Source organism: Candidatus Thiothrix phosphatis (genome assembly GCF_035668035.1).
GTDB classification, from domain to species: domain Bacteria; phylum Pseudomonadota; class Gammaproteobacteria; order Thiotrichales; family Thiotrichaceae; genus Thiothrix; species Thiothrix phosphatis.
This window is the reverse complement of record NZ_JAYMYJ010000029.1, coordinates 35,013-53,316: the sequence shown is the minus strand read 5'-3', so window position 1 is coordinate 53,316 and position 18,304 is coordinate 35,013. Positions and strand designations below refer to the sequence as shown.

Sequence of the window (18,304 nt, the reverse complement as noted above, 5' to 3'; positions counted from 1 at the left end):
TGATGTGGACATCATCGCAAAAACACAAATATTTGTAAATCTTTTTTTTACATTACGGACGAACGGAATACAAAGCGTCACATTGAGCAAAATGAGCAGCCGCCAAAGTCCAGTTGTGGCGCTTCGTTTCGCAGCCACCCACCTTTGCTTGTCCAGATGCTACGGCCTAACTCGCCTTCAAGCACCCTAACAACTTCACGCTGCTGCCTACCAAATTCGTCCATGTTGAAAGAATGCTCTTTAGATGCGTCTCCACCGGCTAGACACGGGAAGCAACCAACGCGCTTTTCCCCCATTCGATATAGCGGATTTTCATGACCGTCCAGAAAGTCAAACACATTGGATTCGCTCCAATCCAGAATTGGAAGAACGAAACATACTCCATTTTTATGCAACGACTTTGGATAGTCGGCCAAAACGTCGTTAGGTGGATAACGCTCCATGCTGACTTTATCTGAATATCGTTTCATTCTTGCGTTAGATTCACCACCCCTCATCCCGTACCACACATCAAAACCACCATTCTTTTTCGCAAAATCAACGTACCAGCGTTTTGATGGGATTATCTTCAGTTCTTTTGTGCAGTGACGCGCACCTCCACCGGGGAACCTCTTGTATCTACGCACAACATCTGGAACAGACCCAAGGCAAATCCTTTCAATGTTAACGCCATATAACTCTTTCATTTTGTCAACGTGTTGATATGTGAGTGGATGCTCAAACTGAGTATCACAAAACAAACCCAACACTTTGTCCGAGCCATGCTTTTCAATAGCCAGCTTTAGACATGCTTGAGAGTCCTTTCCTCCTGATACAGGAACGACAATATCAATTTTCATAACAATCACATGACAATTAGTTTTCATTTTTTAGTTAAAAAGTTTACACGATGGGCAAACTAAGCCGCCTTTTCCGCCTGCAGATCAATCCGCTCCAATACCCGGCGCATCACGTCAAGGTTATGCCCAGTGGCCTCATCCTGCTGTGCACTGATGCCAGTAACGCGCCGCCCTGTCAGGGCTTCCATGCGTAGCTTCTCGCAGTCTTGCAGCATGGATGCAATGCCGTGGCCTGTGCGGTTGTAGTATGCCCCAGTGTGGTAGGGGTAAATGGCGGCAACTGCCAGGGCGGATTCAAGTCCGATACGGGCAATCACCTGCTGCAACTGCCGGTTTGCCTTTGCGCTGCTTGGAGCTTGGATGCCGTATTTGTCCTGGTATGCGGCGTTGTAGGCCATGAACAGCCACGTCACGTCTGATACGGGCTTTCCATCCTTGCGCAAAGGCCGCGTTTTGCCATCTATTTTGGCTGTGACAGCGCTATCGGCCATTGACCCATACAAGGGTAGCTCTTGGCTGTTTAAATCGTTTATACGCAATTCTGAAGCGTTTTGTTGGTTGTGTTGGTTTTCATGCTTGCGCGGCTCTTGCCATCCTGGTTGATGGCGGTGTTCATCTGCTTCAAGTTCTGCCATGCCTGGATAGCCATCGGAGCTGATCTCCTGCAACGTCCAACCATCGCTTGCTGGAATCCATTCCGCCTCAACCTGTTCACCATCCACCAAGACCGAGCCGGGTGCACCCAGCTTGCTGGGCGCGGATTGCGGTTTTGCCATCGCTTCATGCTGTTCGATTTGCGCGTGATTTTCTGGCGCTGCAACCTTACTACCAGTCAGTGGTTGTTTTAAGTCAGTACTTGTTTGTCTTTCAGTATTTATTATACCGTCCGGCTTATCCGTATCCGGCTTATCCGTATCCGGCTTATCCGTATCCGGCTTATCCGTATCCGGCATCTGTTTTTCTTCTGGAGTATCATGAACGCTCCATTCGTAGCCATCGTTCCCAGTGTGGCGCATTGACACAAACCCGGCATCCTTAAGTTCAGTCAGGATTGCATATACGCCATCGCGCTTTGTGTGCTTTGCTGTACCCTTTGTGACGTTCATAAGTTGTTTTGCATGGATTCGCCAGTTGTCAGGCTTGGATAGCACATAGCAAAGCAATCCCATTGCTTGCCACGATAGGGAGTTATCACGGAATACCTGATTATCTATAACAGTGTATCCATGCTGCCTTTTTGATCGGTGAATCATAAATCTTTCCTTTTCAAGATGAACAAATTTTGTTTACATAACTTCAACATCTTGTGGTATTATTTTTTCTATCCTCTAGATGTTGAATTGAAATGATCAGCTTAATGTTTAGTGGTTACACTCATAAATCTTTTCCACCCGGCATTCTCCATGATGCCGGGTTTTTTTATGCTGCTTTATTGGCTTTTAGTGAGAATGCGATCTGCATAACTTTTGCTGCATCAGTTCTTAATTCAGCGGCGATCTTGTAAGGTGAATCGCCAGCGGATATGGCTTTGATGATCTTCAACTTCTTTCCTGTAATACCCCCCCCCCAAGCTTGCGCCGAACTCGATAAGCTCTTGCAGGTTGGCGGTTTTGTCGGTTGCAAGCCAGACGATTGTTGCGGTATTGGGAGAGAATCCTGTCCGTTGCCACCTATAGATGGAGCACGGTGACACGCCAAGACGTTCAGCAGCCTTTGCCTTGTATCCGCGACGCTCAAATCCGGCGATTGATGCGAGTGATTGCTCTAAAACATTCATGCTGCTCTCCTCTTCATTTCCTCTCCTTCCTCAACGAGCCGAACCAAGTCAATCCGCCGCCCTGATGCTTTCCAGATTGACACTGCCGCAGCCCCATCTATTCCCCGGCTGAACCAGTTGTTAACTGCCATCCGCGTTATTCCCATTGCGCGGGCGACGGCTGCCTTTTGTCCTCGCTGCTCATGCTTTCCTGAGATCAGAAAGAACGCTTTCTGTAATTCGCTCATGTTTTTTTACCTCGCTGTGATTTGTTGTTGATGATCCCATGGTTACATAAAACCGCCTATATGTAAATGTAAAGTTTACTCATTATGCGCCAAAAAGTCGATAAAACAGTGTAAAACATTAGTTTAATGATATTAATGATCAATAATTACACATAACTTATCGGCAATGAGTAAAACAAAAGTTTATTCCTGTCTCAAAAAACATTCATAGCGCAAAGGAAGCAATTACGAATACAATTTTTTTACAGTAAAATCACAAAATGAGGTATAAGTAGTGGAAACATTAAAAGATCGGCTGCAAACCCGACTTGATGAAATGAAGCTGAATTTCTCCGATTTAGCGCGCGAACTTGGGCTTGATAGACAGAGCATTTACGGCTGGACGCGGCGTGACAAAGTGCCTAATAAATATTTATTCGTTGCCGCAAAGTTCCTTGCTTGCGATCCACAGTGGCTACAACACGGAGAATACGGCAGGCCGGGGGCGGTGAATGTTTCGCCGGGTCAGGTAGTAATACCAATTTTTAAACAGGGTGACTATAGGGATATGACAGAGGGAGACAGACTTAAGCATGAAAGTCTGCTATGCCGTGGGGAATGGCTGGCGGAAATCTTTGGTGTGAACCCCGAAAGGGGTGATTATGAAATCTACAGGATGGAATCGACAGAAATGCAGCCCACGATCAATCGCGGCGATCTCGTTGTGATTGACAGGGCTGGAAGAACTCACGTAAACGGCCTGTACGGGATTGAAGGAAAAGGAGGAGCCTTAAGCATTGCGCGGGTACAGTATGAGCCTGATGGAGATTCTGTTCACATCACCTACGACAATGACAGGTTCCAGGCCATGAAGATGAAGACCAGCAAGCTTGAGCTTGCCGGGCGCGTCGTGTATGTGTGGCAGGGAAGGCGTGATTTGTGAGGGTGGAGATTGTAAAGCGTCGCCTTTCAACTGCCGTTAATTGGTGGCTATGCAGGCTGACCCGCCACCAATGGCGGTTTGTCCGGGTCAGTCTGGAGGGTACGCGGTTGTTTAGGTGCGGCAGGTGCGGTGAATATTGGGAGCGGGTTTAAGGAGAAATGGCGGTTATCCTGGCTTTCACTCGCTCAAGTTCATCAATGTCGGATTTGCTTGGGAGTGAATTTAGTATCACCGCTCCATCGCCGCCATCAAGACGGTATGGCGTAATGGCAATGGCAAGGTCATTCCTGTCTCGTGGAGCGTTCCCCCATTGCGAGAACATATTAGGTGATAGCTTCCAAGTAGCTTGCTCTCCCGGCTCAATACCGCCAGGGATCTGATAGACAAGATCATCAGATACCCATGGAACAGATCGTCCTGGAGACGATAGTGTGCACGAGAAATATACCGTTGCAACTGGTGTTGACGTGTCGTTTTTAACAGTTACTTCAATGATCGCGTCATGCAGTAGGCTGTTTTTATCGAAGTAGAAACTGGATGATAAGACCTTGAATTTTTCTAGGCTTGTCTTGGCGCTTGCGGCTTGCGCAATGCGCTGTGCAAGTTCTGACGATTTCCTTTTTAGATCAGTTATCTCTTTGTCTTTTATTGATTTTTCTTTATCGATTGAAGCAATCCGCATCAGTTTAAACTCTTCCAGGGCTTCTTTCCCGGTCTTGCCATCAAGGCGGGTTTTTAATTCTGAAAACTTGCTTTGCTGGCTGTCATTGCGTGAAAACAAGTCTCCTACACTGCCGATGATCATGGATGTAATTTCATGATCAAGCTCTTTCTGTTGATCTGCGGTCATGGATGCCCTGACGCTGGATAGCGAGGATTTAAAGGCGTCGTCAGATGTTGAGTCTATGCGCGGCTCTCCGCATCCATGAAGCATTGAGATAGCCAGCATTGTCGGCAATATCGTGTAGTTTTTCAGTTTCATGTTAGCCCTATAGACCGGTTGTCTTGTGTGTAAATTTTACTTTATAAGCTGACATGCAGATGGGTACTTTTCAAGTAATTTGTGATCTGTTGATGTATCATGCACCCGTTGCGCGGGTTTGACTTGATACCTCTTCCTGTGCGGCAAGCCCGGTATGCCGTCGTGTACCGGGCTTTTTTGTGTCCGTAGCTTATGTCCTGAGTCGGTAGCTCAACCACTTGTCGTTTATGTAAAAAAAAGATTTACAATAATTTGTCATTTGATACTATTAATGAATAACCAAAAAACGAGGTATCAAGTCAATGCAGTTTTTCAACATCATCAAGATTTTACTTACAGGAAAGCGTGACAGGAAAGCTCAGGCAGAATGGCGCAAGGCTGTCATGAGACGCTGCGCCGCACGGTCTGTATTGAGTGGTGACACTCGCAAGCTGGAAGCGCATCACCTGTTCAATGTGGCGTCTTTCCCGGTCTTTGCTGGTGCCGCATGGAACGGCGTATTGCTTACCGATGCCGAGCATACCAGTTACCACAAGTGGGCTGGCGTCCGTTACAACACGCCTTTCGATTTCTTTCTGTGGTGGTCATTCCACAAGATCACCTTCGGCCTGTTCGTGCGGGGTGCTGCATGAGCAAGGCAATCTATTACCCGCTGGTTGCCGCCGCCGCTGTAGTGGCTGGCACGGGTGCAGTGAAAGCCGCACCCATCGCCATTGCTTCTTTCGGCTCTGCTGGTGGATGGCTGCTGACTGCCGGAATCTCTGCAACGATCTTTGCAGGGTGGCATACCGCGTTTGATTCAGGCAAGCCGGTAAAAGCCCGTGACGTTGGGCTTGCCGCTGCCGTGGTTTTTTCTGCCGCCTCCATCCTTGCCATCAACTCTTCGTCAGCAGCCATTGCCGCAAAGCAGGCAACAGAACAGGCAGAAATTAAAAATAAAACAATCGAAGAATCTAACCGTATTGCGCTTGAAAATTATCAGGATCGAATGGATGCAGAAAAAGCGCGTATTGACACGGAAAATGCAGAGAGCCGCAAGGCATGGCAAGCGCGGGAAGAAAAACGCCTTGCAATGCTTGAACAGGTAACGGAAGAAATGCGCAGTACCAGCAAGAAGAAAAACCCGTCAGAGTATGCCGCGCTACTGGAACAGATGACCGCTTTGCAGGTAGCGGAACCACAGCCAGCAAAGGAAACCGCAGAGGTTTTTACCGCTCCAGTGCTGGCTAAAGTTGAGTCGATCATAGAAAGCAAACAGGCGACAATCACGCGATGGGTGCAGTCGGCTGCTTATGAAGTCGTAGCCCCGGTGCTGCTGTTGCTTGCCAGCTTTTACCGTCCTACCCGCTCTGAAAAATCGGGTCTGACAGGTGGTAACAGCGTCCAATCCGCGTCTGAAAACGTCATACCCATGTCAGACCCGATGTCAGACCCGGCAAAAATTAAGCATCACACGGCAATTGACCCGTTGAAGGCTATTATCGGAGAGCTTATTCCGTCTGACCAGTCAAATGGAGTCACGAATCAGGCGATCATGGCGTATGCACATTGCGGGGAGCGCAAGGCCAAGAATGCGCGTGACAAGGCGGTTAAATGTGGAGCATTGATCAAAGCTGGGGAGGGCGCTTCAACCCGTTACGTTTACCCGAAAGACGCGCCGCGCTTCCAATTGTCAGAAAGTGACAAGGTGATTAGCATCGAAGGCTTCAAGCAGAAATAACGCAGGATAATAGAGGTATTAATGTAATGAGCAAGCCAACCCTAAAAGTCGTTTCGGAGGTGTCCGATACCCGCCAAAATGGGCAAAATCAGCCGTTACGCCCCCATTACGGGTCTATTACGCCTAAAAATTATACAGATGATATTGAGAATGAATATATTAAGGCGGCGAAGGCGGAAGAGGAAAAGGCGAAAAAGCAAGCCGTAATTATTGCCAAGGCAAGGGAAGAAGCAATTAATTTACTAAAGGCAAAGCGGGTTATAAGCCTTGTTTTAGAGGTTACAGGGACAGATCAGGCGGCGATCATGGCGTATGTCTCAGGCATGAAGTCTGTAGCCCTGGAGCTTGTCCCTGGTGAGCCTGTAACGCTGTCTGAAATCCGCGCATTGATGGATAAACTATCAGATAGGCAGGTGAATACAAAAGCAAGCCAGCTATTACAGGACGTTGGTTTAATCGTAAAAACAGAGGAGAACACCCTGCGTTTTGCAATTATTGACGAGCTAAAACTAGCGGCTGGATGTCATACCCGGCGTATAACCCATGCAGTAGCCACGGGGGTACGGGCGGGGGGTGTGGCGTGTAAGGTAGGTGTAGCCCATTTGGCTGGATGTATCACCCAATCGCCTTACGTCACCATCGACAAAACCGGCAACGTTACCCGTCACGAACGCTTTGAACAGACCGATAAGGGCAAGGAAGCCCGCCGCCGTCTGGATGCAGCCAAGAGGGATGAAGACTTGGCAAGGAAGGAAATGCAGGCGCGTCGCAAGGCCGCGCAAATGCGCAACGACGTTGACCCGTACATGACAACCGGGCAATGGGGAAGCGCAAAAGGTTGGATGTGGGGTGCTGGAATTATTGGCCTTCTGGCAGTTGCAGCCAGTGTAAATCAACCAGCAAATAATCAGGCCGGACAGTTCCCGTCTGAACCAGCGAAAACACAACAAATAGAACATGGAGAATAATAGCCATGAATTACAGAGTAGAAAAACAGATTGATGATGCCATGAATGTGGCTCGCATTGGCATCATGCCGAGCATTAGTGAGGCCGTTGCAGCCATGACAAGCGGCGTGCTTCCTGCATCTGCCGTGCTTGGCACTGTGCTTGGTGTTGGGGCAACCGCCAGCATGATAGGCGCAAGCGACACAATAGCTATTTTGGCGGGGGTGTCATCATTGGCGGTGCTTGGAATGGCGCACATGGCAACTACACGCTCAAAGCGTAACGGCTGGCTGTTTGCGCCTCCTTCCGTTGATGGCGCAAGCATGGGCGGTGATGTCTGTTGGGATACTACCGGCGTCCTTCGCAAAAAGCTGGGGGATGAATCACTGGTGGCAGAACAGCGTTTTGCAGATCAATACCGCGTTCTGGTGGTGAGGAATGATGACCCTGAATCATTGGGAAGAAATTCAATACTGTCTGCAATCGCAATCAAGCATGGGCTGCAACGGGATGAAGTGCATTTTATCCCAGTGTTTGAGGCGGGGGCGTCAGCCTACCTTCTTCCGCTTCCACAAGCGCAATGGGAGTCAGTTCCATTTGACCATTCCGCAATCCGAAAAGGCGAACCGGTTGTGATAATTGGCCGTGACATTCGCGGTAAGTACCTAACTGCCGATCTGCGCATCAATCCTCACACGATCACCGCAGGCAGTACAGGGAGCGGGAAAACAGAATGGACAATGGTCTATATCAAATCACTGGTGGAAGCCGGTCTTAATCCCATCCTCTACATCCTAGACCCGAACGACAATATGGGGGTGTTTGCAGAGAATTGCGGTCGGTCCGGAGGTGCGTACATCACAAGCCTGGAAGAAGGGGCGCAACTGCTGCGCGACCTTACCGAAGAACCAACTGGGCAATCACTTGACGAATTGCACACGCATAACCTTATTGCCCGCAAGCTGCGCATGTCAAAAGCAGGGTCAAAGAACATCTGGCAGTACAGGAAAGTTGGAGGAATTGGCGATGACGCAAGGCCGGTGGTAATCATCATTGATGAAGTTGCCGCCTACAGCACTAGCGAACTGAAAAAACAGGTTGTTGCCGACATTTCAGCGATCTACAGACGGCACCGCGCAGCAGGGGCGCTTGGTTTGGTAAGTACGCAACGGCCTGATACGTCAGTGATTCCTGGCGAACTGAAAGCGAATGCCGGGAACATCATTGCATTCAGCCATGCAAACGCGGTTTCAAGCCGGGTGACACTTGATAGTGACGATGCCGCCGGTTTGCCTCGTGAAGGCGGTTTTGTGGCAAAGTTTGGAGGCAGTGACAGGATAACTTATGGCAGGGCTGCATACTTGGGGGATTGATCGACAATCTTCCTGGCATTTCAGCCAGGAAGAAGCCAAGGCGATACTAGATAAAACTGGAGGAGTTGCCCCACTTAAAAATGAACTGTATGGAAAGGAGTGGTGGGAGCTGGTATCTAAAAAGCGCTATCACCAGGATGCCGGTAGGGCAGGTGGATAGCCGCTTGTCGATTATGTAAAAAAAAGATTTACAAATAAATGTCAAATTAGCCATAATCCAGACATTACAGTAAAAAACACAAAGAGGTATCAAGTCATGTCTGGATTTGGCGGGCATTCAAATCTTCTTAGCGTTGGAGTTGGCGGCATTGCTACGCTGGCTGCTGGCGCTTCAATTCTTTCTCAAGTTGCTGGCGGCGTTCCTATTCTGGATGTTTCAAGCAACGTTCCTGTGAATATCATTACGACCGGGATTATAGGTGCTTCCGGTGTCGGCCTCGCAGCGTCTGGAAACAAGATGGCAGGCGTCATGGGTCTTGGTCTTGTGGTGCTTGCGCTTGCAAACGGTAATGTTAATTTCAATGGCAATCAGGCCAGTCGCTTTGCTGCTGGTGTTGCCCAAGGCGTCAAGTCAGCCGCAGTTACAGCGGCATCAGCTACGCAAAAAGGCGTTTCTGAAGGTTGGTCGCAGCAGTACGGAAATCCGAAAGATGGCGCTATCGGTGTCAGCTTTGATGGGTGGTTGCGTGTTCGCCCACTGAATGCATCAGAGCTTGAGTGGTGCGGGCAAGGGAACAACGCGAATGCAACTGAAAAAGGCCAGCGCAATTGCTCAAGCGGTTACGTGTGGAAGCAAAACAAATGAAAGCCGCAATCCGCCACTTTAAATACTGGCATCGCCTATACATTGCACTTGCTGTTGTCTGGTGTGCGCGTTTTGCAGTTCCAGCCGCATTTCAAGGAGCATCATCGCAGTGGGGGCAGGAAATCTACGCTTGGGTAGCCAAGTTTGAAGACCTGCTTTCATTCCTGAGATTCATCTGACAGGAGAAAAAATATGTCAGATGCGGCCTTAAGCAATGCACAACTTGATGCGCATAAGGAATTGTTGCGCGAAATGGCACGGATTAATCGCCAGTTGCAGGAGCAGAAAAAGAAAACTGCCGAGTTGTCACGCCAGCAAAAGGATGGTTTTGATGCAATGCGCGATGCTGCTGAAGATGCGAAACAGGGCATTGGATGGGCTTTATCGTTTGCTGCGGCTCTTGCCGTTGTCTATCCAGGAATCAACACCCTGCATGAACACGCCAATTATGAACTTTCACTATCCGGCGGGAATGCGTTGCATCCATTCGTATGGACATCGGGAACTGTCAAAGACTTGGAAAACTGGACTGCACGTAAGGCAATCAATTGGGGTATTGAGTACGCTGGCGGGGAAACATCGTATATCTTCCCGCTCTCCGGGAAGCCGCGTGTAACAAGCGGGTTCGGTATGCGTGTGCATCCGGTGCTGGGAATTAGAAAGATGCATAACGGGGTTGACTTCGCCGCCACTGAAGGCACTCAGGTTCTTGCAATCCAGCAAGGGATTGTTATCACGGTTGCCGAGGACGACGCAGCAGGAAAATACATCAAGATCAAGCATGCAAATGGCGAGGTATCGTCTTATCTGCATTTGAGTCAGCAGTATGTTGAGCAGGGAGATGCGGTTTCAACCGGGCAGAAAATAGGAGAGGTAGGAAGTACCGGAAGGAGCACGGGAGCGCATCTGCATCTTGGGTTGCAGCATGCTGACGGTGAGTATTACGACCCTATGACGGTTGTAGGCGTAACAACGACAGCGCCCATGTGGGAATACTTTCAAGACGTGGTGGCCGCTTCAGAATCGCGTGGAACAGGCGATCTGCAAGCCATCAATGAGCTCGGTTATGTTGGTCGATTCCAAATGGGTACGCCTGCATTGTGCGACGCAGGATATATCAAGCAACAGGTGTGTGATGCGCAACCTGTTGGGAACAAGTTTTTGGAGTATGCCGGAAACTGGACAATTGCCGGTGGGCGTGAATCCTTCCTGAAGTCGGAAGGCCACCAGAAGGAAGCATATCGCCGTTGGCAAAAGCGTAACCTGATGGCTGGTCGTCAAGCTGGCATCATCAGCGACTTGACGCCAGCGCATAAGGTGGCAGGATTCCTACATGCATCACAGTTTGGGGTTGGTAATGCCATAAAGTGGTACGGGTACGGCCAAGATAGCAAAGATGCGAACGGGGTAAACACTTCAGAAATTGCACGACGCGGTGAGGATTCATTTAAAGCAAAGTACGGGTCAAGTGCATCAGCCGCAACAATGCTTGGAGCCATAGAAGGCCGTCAAATTGCGCAAACATCATCACAGGATGGTGCGCAAGGTGTTAAAATGGCGTCATCTGGAGTAGGTGCAAGTTTCTGAAAGAATTGAGGTATTGTTGTTATGGATATGATTTTAATTGGTGGTGGCTTTGGCTTGATTGGGTACTTGGCAGGTCGTTTTCTGCGCTGGTTATGGCTGTTTGTTGTGTTGCCATTTCTGATTTTGCTGACGGTATTGATGGTGATTGCATCCGTGATCGGAGGGGTTTCACCGTCTGGCTTTATTACGTCAGCATGGGAAGTTATTTACTATCTGATGTACGGCTCTGCTGAGGTGGTAGGTGCCTGGGTGTTATCTGCTGCATGGCTCGCAATTCCGTTTTTCACTGGGGCTGCATGGGCTGTGATGCGAGGGAAATAAGAAGTCCGTTGCAGCAATTCGCTAAATTCAGCCGGATTTAACTCCGGCTTTTTTATTGATTGATGCCGCTTGTCGTTTATGTAAAAAAAAGATTTACATTATGTTGTCGATAATAGATTATAGAGACTCAACAACACAACTAATGAGGTATAAAGATGGAATTCATTGATAACAGCGAAGATGAAGATGATCTTGAACTTTACTGCTGCCTTTCACTTGCATGGAGTGAGCTTTGTTCTGGAAGCAGACCAGCGAGTATTGGATATGTATCCTCAAAATAAGGCGGTATTAAGCCACCTGCAACAACACGGATTTATCACGCAGGATATTGCAGTTGAGTGCCTGGGAATACGCAGACTTGGCGCAAGGATTTACGAACTACGCGCAGAAGGCCATGAAATAGCAACACATATCATTACAGTGCCAAACAGGTACGGAACAACAAGCAAGATTGCGCGTTATATTTTGCGTAGCGTGTAAACTTTTAAACAAATTGGATTAAAACAATGATTTTCACCGATGAACAAATTAAGAAAATGTCAGGGGAGATAGAAGCAATGTCAACAGAAGCAATGAAAATATGTAAGCGGGTAAAAATCACGGAAGATCACTTGCGAGCGGACAGCATTGAACGGCTAGTGACAGCAGCGAAGAACTCTAGCGAACCGCACAACCCGCACCAAAAGGAAGATTCAGTTTTCACGGGTCTTTGCACCCGTAATCAGGCGACAGTCAGGGCGGCAGAAAACGCCCGCCGTCTTTACGACGAAATGACAGACGGAGTTACCCGGCACAACGCAATCAAGCACGTCATCGAACTGGAAGCGATGGCGCGCGTAATCAATCGTTAATCTCACAGCTAAGAGGAATGAACATGTCAAGCGAACAACTGAAAGATGCACTCGATGAGCTGGCAAGCCTAAAACAGTCAGCAATGGATGCTGCTGAAACATTCAAGGAAGGCGTTGAGGCTGTTGCAAAGAAACACGCCATCAGCAAGGGCGCAATCAGCAAGTACGTTACAGCACGACTTGCTGACAAGCTTGGAAAGCTGGAAGAAGAGACAAGCGATCTGGAAACGCTGCTGAACACTGTAAGTGAGGTGTAACAAATGCGTGTAACCGATCATGCGCTGATTCGGTACATGGAGCGTGTGCACGGCGTCGATTTTGACACCATGCGCCGTGAAATCGCCGTAATAGCACGGGCAGGTGCGTCACTGGCTGAGAATACGGAATCAACCGTGAAGGTGAATGTACCTAACCACGGTTTGCAACTTGTTCTGAAAGGTGATGCTGTCGTGACAGTGATAGACAAGAAAACAATTGACTACATTCCGCAGAAACGCAGCAAGCAGAGAATTCCAACAATGCCGCGCCAGTTGCCGGAGGTGTACAGGACATGACGCAACAGCTTGATCTTGTCTCAACATCAGCGGCATACCCGGTTGCAATTGGTCTTGATGCTGGTCAGCACACTGGGATTGCAGTGTTTGACCGGGTTAACGGTTGTTTCCTGGAAATACGTGAAACAACCTTTGCCGGTGCGATCTGGCACATCACGGAAACCTACAAGCGGGCAATCATCGTTATCGAACTGCCAAACACCAAGTCTGTGTGGCACAAGGCAGGGAAGAATCTTGCGGTCATCCAGCGAACTGCGGTCAATGTCGGGTCAGTGCTGCGTGAAGCGGAACTGTTGCGTGATACCCTGCAATTCGTCGGGCGTCGCCTTGGGTGTGATTACGAAATCAGGACGGTTCACCCTCAAGGGAAATTGGACGCTGATCGTTTTCGTCGAATTACCGGGCATAACGGACGTATTAACCAGCATTGCAGGGATGCAGGGCTTTTGGTGTGGGGAGTGTAATGCTCCCCGTACTACTGCCGAAACTCGAAGACATGACTGGCGTCACCCCTGACGCCTTCAACGGACTTATCAAGCGTGGACTAGTGAAAGAAGGAGTCCACTGGTTCAAGGCTCCAAATGGCCGCATATTCGCAGACCCTGAAGCGTTTGCACAGTGGGTGAAATCCTCATACACTCAAGCGAAGCGCAATACTTCAACTGGCTGCAAGGCTACCAGAGCACAAAAGCAAGGCAATAGCCCGCCGCCACTCACCTGAAATCAAGCATGGCAAGAGACGGAAGCGGGGTTAAAAAAGCCTCTTCAACATCAATAGAAATCACCTTTCAGTATCGTGGCGTCCGTTGCCGTGAACGCCTAAAACTTTCCCCAACAAAAGAGAACATGAAGAGGGCAAGGCTGCACAAGGCGGCTATTGAGGATGCCATTCTGAAAGGCACGTTTGACTATGCTGTTACATTCCCAGAATCGAAGCGTGCGCACCTATTCAGCGACACACCAACGCCAGACAACACAAGGCTGGCAGATTACTTGAGATCATGGCTGGACATGAAAAGCCGTGAACTGCACAGCAGCACGATAGACGGGTACCGCAAAATATTTGAAGGGCAAATTATCCCTGCATTGGGTGAAAACACGCTTGAGCAGGTCAGCAGGCCAAAGGTAAGGGAATGGATAAGCGTAAGCAGGGCAAGCAACAAGACGATCAGTAATATACTGTCCCCACTGCGCGCAGCGCTTCAAGATGCGGTTGATGATGGATTGATTGAAGTAAATCCCCTGGATGGCTGGAAATTCAGGAACAAGGAAGCGCCAAGGCCGCGAAAGCAAAAAGACCCATTCAGCGCGGATGAGCAAGCGGCGATTATTAGCAGGTTGTCAGGGCAGGGCAGGAACCTTGTGCAGTTCCTGTTTTGGTCTGGAATTCGCACTAGTGAGGCGGTTGGTCTTGAGTGGAATGATATTGACTGGATTGGCAGAACAGCAAAGATAAGCAGGGCAGTCACACAGGCATCGACAGTTGCAGAGTCACCGAAGACAAAGGCCGGAGAACGCACAATAAAGCTGCTACTTCCTGCATTTGAGGCGCTTGTTCATCAAAAGCAATTCACGTACCTTGCCGGTAGCTCTGTGTTTCATAATCCGCAGACAGGAAGGCCATGGGCAGGAGATCAGCCCATTAGAAAAACACTATGGGTTCCAACCCTGAAACGCGCTGGCGTTCGTTACCGTAACCCGTACCAAACAAGACACACATTCGCAAGCATGATGATAAGTGCTGGCGAAAACATAAAATGGATTTCTGCCCATTTGGGTCATTCTGATCTGACCACCACTTTACGGGTTTATGCTGACTGGCTAGATGATGCAGACCCTGAAGCTGGAAATAGGGCGGTTTCTGTGTTTGCCGGAAGGTTATGACAGCAATTATGACAGCATTTTAAGTTGAAAATAATCAACATACTGAAATATATAAAATAATTAAAGTCAGTAACGCGGGTTCAATTCCCGCCGCCACCAAATAAAGCCTTATAATTCAATGAGTTATAAGGCTTTTATTTTTTCTGGCAGTTCTGGGCGGTTTAGTGGCGGTATTCCCTTGTCCGAACCGCAGTGGCTGCCGCTAATGGCTTGAACATTGATTTCATGAAATGGTTGCTTGCACCTGCTATCCAAACAGCCCCTCCGCCCGGATCATCGCCTTAAACCCCTTCATCACCGGGCGGGAAATCATCGTTTCAGCCAGCACGCGCTTTTCATACACAAACTCCCGAATCTCATCATCTTCATGCGTGTCGCGGGCAGTGGTGATTAGTGCATGAATATCCGCTCCCAGCATTTCGCCAGCATGGCCTTTCACCTCGTCATATAGCAGCGCCATCACGATCTTTTCCTCAGCATCCATCTTGCACTTGCCATCGAGGATTTTGAGCATGACAGCAGTCGCGCAATCAACATGGATCGGTGATAGCGGATGTTCCTGTACCCAACGTTGTACATGGGCGGCATTCACGATGCAGCCCCAGCGTTGCGTACGTAGTCAATCAGCGATTCCGGGATCGTTTCCCAGGCATAATCGGCAACCGCCGTCACCCCAATCGCCGCCAGCTTTTCAGTCGGGCCATCACCGATCTTGGCAACGAATACCGCTTCGCAGTCATTGATGGTGACGAGGATTTTCTCCATTGCCGTCTTGCTGGAGGAGTTGCCGAGGCAATAATGCTCGACCTCGCGCTTTTCCACAAAAGTGCATTCATCAGGCGTAACGGCGTAAATCCAGAATTCCTTGGCGTGGCCGAAATGTTCGCTGATGGCCAAGCCATCCTTGGTGGCAACCGCCAGTTTGTGTGCTTCACTCATGCGCCAGCTCCAGACCACGGAACATGCTGCACCGTTGGAACACTTCCAGGGTCGGTGCAACCGCCTTGTGGTGGCAGTATTTGGCAACCAGTTTCGCCAAGCCTTTGATGTCGCGCCCGCTGGCATCCGGGAACAGGTTGGAAAGCTCGTCGATCAGGCTTGTTTCCACCTTCAAACCAAACTGTTCGGTCATCACCTCCCAGATTTTGCGGCGGTCTTCCAAACCCGGCGGATGGTATTTAATCAGCGCAATGCAGCGCGAAATAATCGCCTCATCAATGTCATCCACCCGGTTGGTGGTGAGGAACAGCAAGCCGTTGAAATATTCCAGCACCCGCAGGAACACACCCACCACCGCATTGGCGGCGATATTGTCGTCGCGGCGCTTGATGTACACATCGGCTTCGTCGATCAGCATCACCGCGCCCCAGCGCTGTGCACGGGTCAGGGTGTTTTTCAGCGCAGTTTCCATTTCCGAAACATTCAGCCCCAACTGGCCGGAATGCACCCGGTACAACGGCCGCTTGATGATCTCGGAATAGACCTCGGCGGTCAGCGTCTTGCCCACCCCCGGCGGCCCGGCGCACAGCACGGTGGTGCCGCCTGATTTGCCTTCCACGATGTCATCCATCAACACATCCATTTCGGCGGTGAGGATGTCGATCAGGTCAGTCTGTTCTGGCGGCAGGATCAGCTTGTCCTTGAGCTCCGGCTGGTAGACATACGGCTCAATATCATCCACATGCACCCACAGGTGGTGATGCAGCTCCAGGTGGAACATGAGGACGTAGCCCTGCACCGGCAATTCGGTAAACAGGCCATGTGGAATGTCGCTTTGCAAGGATTCGGCCGCGTTTTCCACCTTGCTGCTGTAATTGTTGCTGCGCCCGGCCTTGCGTAAATACTTGCCCACGATGTCGCCGGAAGCATCCAGCGTCAGCGCACGATCCTTGATGATTTCTTCATCGTTGACCAGCCGCGCCCAGCCACCGCCGGAAGACAGCACCACCACATTCTTGCGTGACCAGTCGGTGCTGCGGTGGGTAGCGGTTGGGTCTTCGGCCACAATGCCAGTGCCGCGCCCGGAAAACTGCCTGCCGTATTCACCGCGCCATTCGAAATAGCGGGCAGCAGATTGGTCGTAAGCGGCCATCAGTTCCGGCGTTTCCTTGAAGTAGCCCTTGGCCGCCAGCATTTCGGGAATGCTCTGGCCGATAATGTCACGCTCACGGATCATCAGCGTAGCCGTGCCGATCTTCGCCATGCTATTGGTTTTCAGATCCAGCAGCACACGCCCGGCTTCTTCCTCACCCGGCGGCGTGTAATCAATCCGCGCCACCAGATAAGCCATCGGCTTGCCGGAGGTATTGGCCTTGAACAGCCAGCCACGGATGCCGTCACGCACCAGGAACTCGATCATGTCCGGCACCAGCCGTTCCAGCTCACCTTCCTGATAACGCTTGCCGTCATCGTTGACGGCGCGTTGCAGGGTGGCGATCTGCGCCGCCCGACCCTGCATTGCTTCCCCGCCAGCGGCATAAAGCTTGTGCAAGAAACCCAGCTGGTCGGCGGAAAGCTGCTGGAATGGCAGCTCGGCCTTGCTGCCGAATTTCAGTTGTTCACGCAGGCTGCCCAGGTCAGGAAATTCGCTGGCCAGCGCCTCGACATGCTGCCGTTCGATTTGCAGTTTCATCCATTACCCCATTCTTCCGCCATTGACTCCGCCAATGCACGTATCACATCCGCCCCGACCACATCAGCCGGATCCAGCCGCTGCAAGGTGGCGAGGATGTCTTGCGCCCCCTGGTTGTCACCTTGCCGCAAACGGATGAAAGCCAGCGCCTTGAGGCTGTAAAGATAGGCCCGCCCCGCTGAATCGGGGTCGGACCATTCGGCTTGCGCTTCCAACGCCGTCCAGTCGTAGTGGAAGCCTCCCTGTTTGGCCGCCTGGTGCAATGACTGGAAAACGGCGTCTTCCGCCTTGCTGGTATGGCCGTTGTAGAAATACAGCTTGTACAGCGCGGTATAGACCGGCAACTGCTGCGGGTCTATCGCCTGCGCCTGCAACAACAGCTTTTCCGCCTGGGCAAAGTTGTCGGTGTTGCCTGCCGCTTCCTGCAACAGCGCATTGACCGGGGCGGGGATATTCTTGCCGAAAATCACCCGTTCCTGGAAAAAGCTGGCCACACCCATGTCAGTCCTCCAGCGCAGGCAGCAGGCGCGGGTCGCCTTTGATGTCGCCGTCCTTGCCCCAGGCCGTGACGGCTTCCACGAACCATTTGCGCTTGCTGGGATGCGGCTGCAACACGTCGTACTCGGCGAAGAAATTGCCATCTGGATGGATCAGCAAGGAACCGAGCTTGTAGCCGCTGGTCGGGTGCATCCACACCCCCAGCAGCGAATCCTGCCCCGAGAAGGTGTCGCGTTGCAGGCTGTATTGCATGTGCTCGCCCAGCGTCACGTTCGCGCGCTCTGCCGGAAAGCCGAGTTTGAGGATTTGCCGGTTTAATTCTGCACACACGGCGGTGGATAAAGGTTCCACGGCGCGGATTTTGTCCGCCAAGCTCCCGTTCATG

Annotated in this window: 25 protein-coding genes; 15 read left to right on the top strand and 10 right to left on the bottom strand. The window is 50.5% G+C overall.

Annotation, left to right across the window (positions count from 1 at the left end):
- Nucleotides 1-77 precede the first annotated feature (77 nt).
- The 4 genes from VSS37_RS03285 to VSS37_RS03270 all read right to left on the bottom strand — a co-directional run bounded on the left by VSS37_RS03285 (nt 78) and on the right by VSS37_RS03270 (nt 2,843).
- Nucleotides 78-839, bottom strand: coding sequence for a phosphoadenosine phosphosulfate reductase domain-containing protein (locus VSS37_RS03285; protein WP_324693223.1), 762 nt, complete (start codon nt 837-839; stop codon nt 78-80).
- A gap of 59 nt (nt 840-898) precedes the next feature.
- The gene (locus tag VSS37_RS03280) at nt 899-2,092 is read right to left on the bottom strand and encodes a hypothetical protein (RefSeq protein ID WP_324693222.1); all 1,194 of its coding nucleotides are present in this window, start codon (nt 2,090-2,092) and stop codon (nt 899-901) included.
- A 233-nt stretch (nt 2,093-2,325) separates the two neighbouring features.
- Nucleotides 2,326-2,616, bottom strand: a complete 291-nt coding sequence (locus tag VSS37_RS03275; protein WP_324693221.1) for a hypothetical protein — start codon at nt 2,614-2,616, stop codon at nt 2,326-2,328.
- A complete protein-coding gene (locus tag VSS37_RS03270) occupies nt 2,613-2,843 on the bottom strand; it encodes a helix-turn-helix domain-containing protein (RefSeq protein WP_324693220.1) in 231 nt (76 codons plus the stop codon). The genes VSS37_RS03275 and VSS37_RS03270 overlap by 4 nt, the downstream gene beginning before the upstream one ends.
- A gap of 274 nt (nt 2,844-3,117) precedes the next feature.
- On the opposite strand from VSS37_RS03270, the gene VSS37_RS03265 reads away from it, so the two are divergent.
- On the top strand, nt 3,118-3,765 hold the full coding sequence (locus VSS37_RS03265) for a S24 family peptidase (protein WP_324693219.1): 648 nt from the start codon (nt 3,118-3,120) through the stop codon (nt 3,763-3,765).
- 148 nt (nt 3,766-3,913) lie between these two features.
- Here VSS37_RS03265 and VSS37_RS03260 read toward each other — a convergent pair whose 3' ends face one another.
- A complete protein-coding gene (locus VSS37_RS03260) occupies nt 3,914-4,747 on the bottom strand; it encodes a DUF6694 family lipoprotein (RefSeq protein ID WP_324693218.1) in 834 nt (277 codons plus the stop codon).
- A 302-nt stretch (nt 4,748-5,049) separates the two neighbouring features.
- Between VSS37_RS03260 and VSS37_RS03255 the strand changes: the two genes are divergently transcribed.
- The 14 genes from VSS37_RS03255 to VSS37_RS03190 all read left to right on the top strand — a co-directional run bounded on the left by VSS37_RS03255 (nt 5,050) and on the right by VSS37_RS03190 (nt 14,789).
- Entirely contained in the window at nt 5,050-5,379 is a 330-nt protein-coding gene (locus VSS37_RS03255) for a hypothetical protein (RefSeq protein ID WP_324693217.1), read from the top strand.
- Complete coding sequence (locus VSS37_RS03250) at nt 5,376-6,467, top strand: hypothetical protein (protein WP_324693216.1); 1,092 nt, start codon at nt 5,376-5,378, stop codon at nt 6,465-6,467. The genes VSS37_RS03255 and VSS37_RS03250 overlap by 4 nt, the downstream gene beginning before the upstream one ends.
- Before the next feature lie 26 nt (nt 6,468-6,493).
- A complete protein-coding gene (locus tag VSS37_RS03245) occupies nt 6,494-7,435 on the top strand; it encodes a hypothetical protein (protein ID WP_324693214.1) in 942 nt (313 codons plus the stop codon).
- 5 nt (nt 7,436-7,440) lie between these two features.
- Nucleotides 7,441-8,787 (top strand): FtsK/SpoIIIE domain-containing protein, encoded by a 1,347-nt coding sequence (locus VSS37_RS03240; RefSeq protein WP_324693213.1) that lies wholly within the window; start codon nt 7,441-7,443, stop codon nt 8,785-8,787.
- Nucleotides 8,788-9,043: 256 nt separating this feature from the next.
- The gene (locus VSS37_RS03235) at nt 9,044-9,592 is read left to right on the top strand and encodes a hypothetical protein (protein ID WP_324693212.1); all 549 of its coding nucleotides are present in this window, start codon (nt 9,044-9,046) and stop codon (nt 9,590-9,592) included.
- Nucleotides 9,589-9,771, top strand: a complete 183-nt coding sequence (locus tag VSS37_RS03230) for a hypothetical protein (RefSeq protein ID WP_324693211.1) — start codon at nt 9,589-9,591, stop codon at nt 9,769-9,771. Before VSS37_RS03235 ends, VSS37_RS03230 begins: the two co-directional genes overlap by 4 nt.
- Before the next feature lie 13 nt (nt 9,772-9,784).
- Complete coding sequence (locus tag VSS37_RS03225) at nt 9,785-11,179, top strand: M23 family metallopeptidase (protein WP_324693210.1); 1,395 nt, start codon at nt 9,785-9,787, stop codon at nt 11,177-11,179.
- A 21-nt stretch (nt 11,180-11,200) separates the two neighbouring features.
- Nucleotides 11,201-11,500, top strand: coding sequence for a hypothetical protein (locus VSS37_RS03220; RefSeq protein ID WP_324693209.1), 300 nt, complete (start codon nt 11,201-11,203; stop codon nt 11,498-11,500).
- Between the two features lie 180 nt (nt 11,501-11,680).
- Nucleotides 11,681-11,980, top strand: a complete 300-nt coding sequence (locus VSS37_RS03215) for a helix-turn-helix domain-containing protein (RefSeq protein WP_324693208.1) — start codon at nt 11,681-11,683, stop codon at nt 11,978-11,980.
- Nucleotides 11,981-12,006: 26 nt separating this feature from the next.
- Complete coding sequence (locus VSS37_RS03210) at nt 12,007-12,351, top strand: hypothetical protein (protein ID WP_324693207.1); 345 nt, start codon at nt 12,007-12,009, stop codon at nt 12,349-12,351.
- 23 nt (nt 12,352-12,374) lie between these two features.
- Nucleotides 12,375-12,608, top strand: coding sequence for a hypothetical protein (locus VSS37_RS03205; RefSeq protein WP_324693206.1), 234 nt, complete (start codon nt 12,375-12,377; stop codon nt 12,606-12,608).
- 3 nt (nt 12,609-12,611) lie between these two features.
- Complete coding sequence (locus tag VSS37_RS03200) at nt 12,612-12,905, top strand: hypothetical protein (RefSeq protein ID WP_324693205.1); 294 nt, start codon at nt 12,612-12,614, stop codon at nt 12,903-12,905.
- Nucleotides 12,902-13,369: a hypothetical protein gene (locus VSS37_RS03195; RefSeq protein WP_324693204.1), complete on the top strand. Its 468-nt coding sequence runs from the start codon at nt 12,902-12,904 to the stop codon at nt 13,367-13,369. Before VSS37_RS03200 ends, VSS37_RS03195 begins: the two co-directional genes overlap by 4 nt.
- A 265-nt stretch (nt 13,370-13,634) precedes the next feature.
- Complete coding sequence (locus tag VSS37_RS03190) at nt 13,635-14,789, top strand: Arm DNA-binding domain-containing protein (RefSeq protein ID WP_324693203.1); 1,155 nt, start codon at nt 13,635-13,637, stop codon at nt 14,787-14,789.
- Nucleotides 14,790-15,036: 247 nt separating this feature from the next.
- On the opposite strand, the gene VSS37_RS03185 is transcribed toward VSS37_RS03190, so the two are convergent.
- Genes VSS37_RS03185 through VSS37_RS03165 form a run of 5 tightly spaced genes read right to left on the bottom strand, consistent with a single transcriptional unit; the run spans nt 15,037 to nt 18,303 of the window.
- A complete protein-coding gene (locus VSS37_RS03185; protein ID WP_324693201.1) occupies nt 15,037-15,381 on the bottom strand; it encodes a hypothetical protein in 345 nt (114 codons plus the stop codon).
- Nucleotides 15,378-15,728: a NifB/NifX family molybdenum-iron cluster-binding protein gene (locus VSS37_RS03180; RefSeq protein ID WP_324693200.1), complete on the bottom strand. Its 351-nt coding sequence runs from the start codon at nt 15,726-15,728 to the stop codon at nt 15,378-15,380. The genes VSS37_RS03185 and VSS37_RS03180 overlap by 4 nt, the downstream gene beginning before the upstream one ends.
- On the bottom strand, nt 15,721-17,421 hold the full coding sequence (locus VSS37_RS03175) for an AAA family ATPase (protein WP_324693199.1): 1,701 nt from the start codon (nt 17,419-17,421) through the stop codon (nt 15,721-15,723). Before VSS37_RS03175 ends, VSS37_RS03180 begins: the two co-directional genes overlap by 8 nt.
- Complete coding sequence (locus VSS37_RS03170) at nt 17,418-17,921, bottom strand: tetratricopeptide repeat protein (RefSeq protein WP_324693198.1); 504 nt, start codon at nt 17,919-17,921, stop codon at nt 17,418-17,420. The genes VSS37_RS03175 and VSS37_RS03170 overlap by 4 nt, the downstream gene beginning before the upstream one ends.
- 1 nt (nt 17,922) lies before the next feature.
- Nucleotides 17,923-18,303 carry a hypothetical protein gene (locus VSS37_RS03165; protein WP_324693196.1) on the bottom strand — a complete coding sequence of 127 codons (381 nt, stop codon included), beginning with the start codon at nt 18,301-18,303 and terminating at the stop codon, nt 17,923-17,925.
- Nucleotide 18,304: the final 1 nt, after the last annotated feature.

Coding starts and splice junctions, on each gene's coding strand:
- VSS37_RS03275 (WP_324693221.1), bottom strand. CDS start 2,616: ATGAATGTTTTAGAGCAATCACTCGCATCAATCGCCGGATTTGAGCGT.
- VSS37_RS03245 (WP_324693214.1), top strand. CDS start 6,494: ATGAGCAAGCCAACCCTAAAAGTCGTTTCGGAGGTGTCCGATACCCGC.
- VSS37_RS03260 (WP_324693218.1), bottom strand. CDS start 4,747: ATGAAACTGAAAAACTACACGATATTGCCGACAATGCTGGCTATCTCA.
- VSS37_RS03165 (WP_324693196.1), bottom strand. CDS start 18,303: ATGAACGGGAGCTTGGCGGACAAAATCCGCGCCGTGGAACCTTTATCC.
- VSS37_RS03215 (WP_324693208.1), top strand. CDS start 11,681: ATGAAGATGATCTTGAACTTTACTGCTGCCTTTCACTTGCATGGAGTG.
- VSS37_RS03280 (WP_324693222.1), bottom strand. CDS start 2,092: ATGATTCACCGATCAAAAAGGCAGCATGGATACACTGTTATAGATAAT.
- VSS37_RS03200 (WP_324693205.1), top strand. CDS start 12,612: ATGCGTGTAACCGATCATGCGCTGATTCGGTACATGGAGCGTGTGCAC.
- VSS37_RS03220 (WP_324693209.1), top strand. CDS start 11,201: ATGGATATGATTTTAATTGGTGGTGGCTTTGGCTTGATTGGGTACTTG.
- VSS37_RS03285 (WP_324693223.1), bottom strand. CDS start 839: ATGAAAATTGATATTGTCGTTCCTGTATCAGGAGGAAAGGACTCTCAA.
- VSS37_RS03210 (WP_324693207.1), top strand. CDS start 12,007: ATGATTTTCACCGATGAACAAATTAAGAAAATGTCAGGGGAGATAGAA.
- VSS37_RS03225 (WP_324693210.1), top strand. CDS start 9,785: ATGTCAGATGCGGCCTTAAGCAATGCACAACTTGATGCGCATAAGGAA.
- VSS37_RS03195 (WP_324693204.1), top strand. CDS start 12,902: ATGACGCAACAGCTTGATCTTGTCTCAACATCAGCGGCATACCCGGTT.
- VSS37_RS03170 (WP_324693198.1), bottom strand. CDS start 17,921: ATGGGTGTGGCCAGCTTTTTCCAGGAACGGGTGATTTTCGGCAAGAAT.
- VSS37_RS03255 (WP_324693217.1), top strand. CDS start 5,050: ATGCAGTTTTTCAACATCATCAAGATTTTACTTACAGGAAAGCGTGAC.
- VSS37_RS03205 (WP_324693206.1), top strand. CDS start 12,375: ATGTCAAGCGAACAACTGAAAGATGCACTCGATGAGCTGGCAAGCCTA.
- VSS37_RS03250 (WP_324693216.1), top strand. CDS start 5,376: ATGAGCAAGGCAATCTATTACCCGCTGGTTGCCGCCGCCGCTGTAGTG.
- VSS37_RS03175 (WP_324693199.1), bottom strand. CDS start 17,421: ATGAAACTGCAAATCGAACGGCAGCATGTCGAGGCGCTGGCCAGCGAA.
- VSS37_RS03230 (WP_324693211.1), top strand. CDS start 9,589: ATGAAAGCCGCAATCCGCCACTTTAAATACTGGCATCGCCTATACATT.
- VSS37_RS03190 (WP_324693203.1), top strand. CDS start 13,635: ATGGCAAGAGACGGAAGCGGGGTTAAAAAAGCCTCTTCAACATCAATA.
- VSS37_RS03235 (WP_324693212.1), top strand. CDS start 9,044: ATGTCTGGATTTGGCGGGCATTCAAATCTTCTTAGCGTTGGAGTTGGC.
- VSS37_RS03240 (WP_324693213.1), top strand. CDS start 7,441: ATGAATTACAGAGTAGAAAAACAGATTGATGATGCCATGAATGTGGCT.
- VSS37_RS03270 (WP_324693220.1), bottom strand. CDS start 2,843: ATGAGCGAATTACAGAAAGCGTTCTTTCTGATCTCAGGAAAGCATGAG.
- VSS37_RS03180 (WP_324693200.1), bottom strand. CDS start 15,728: ATGAGTGAAGCACACAAACTGGCGGTTGCCACCAAGGATGGCTTGGCC.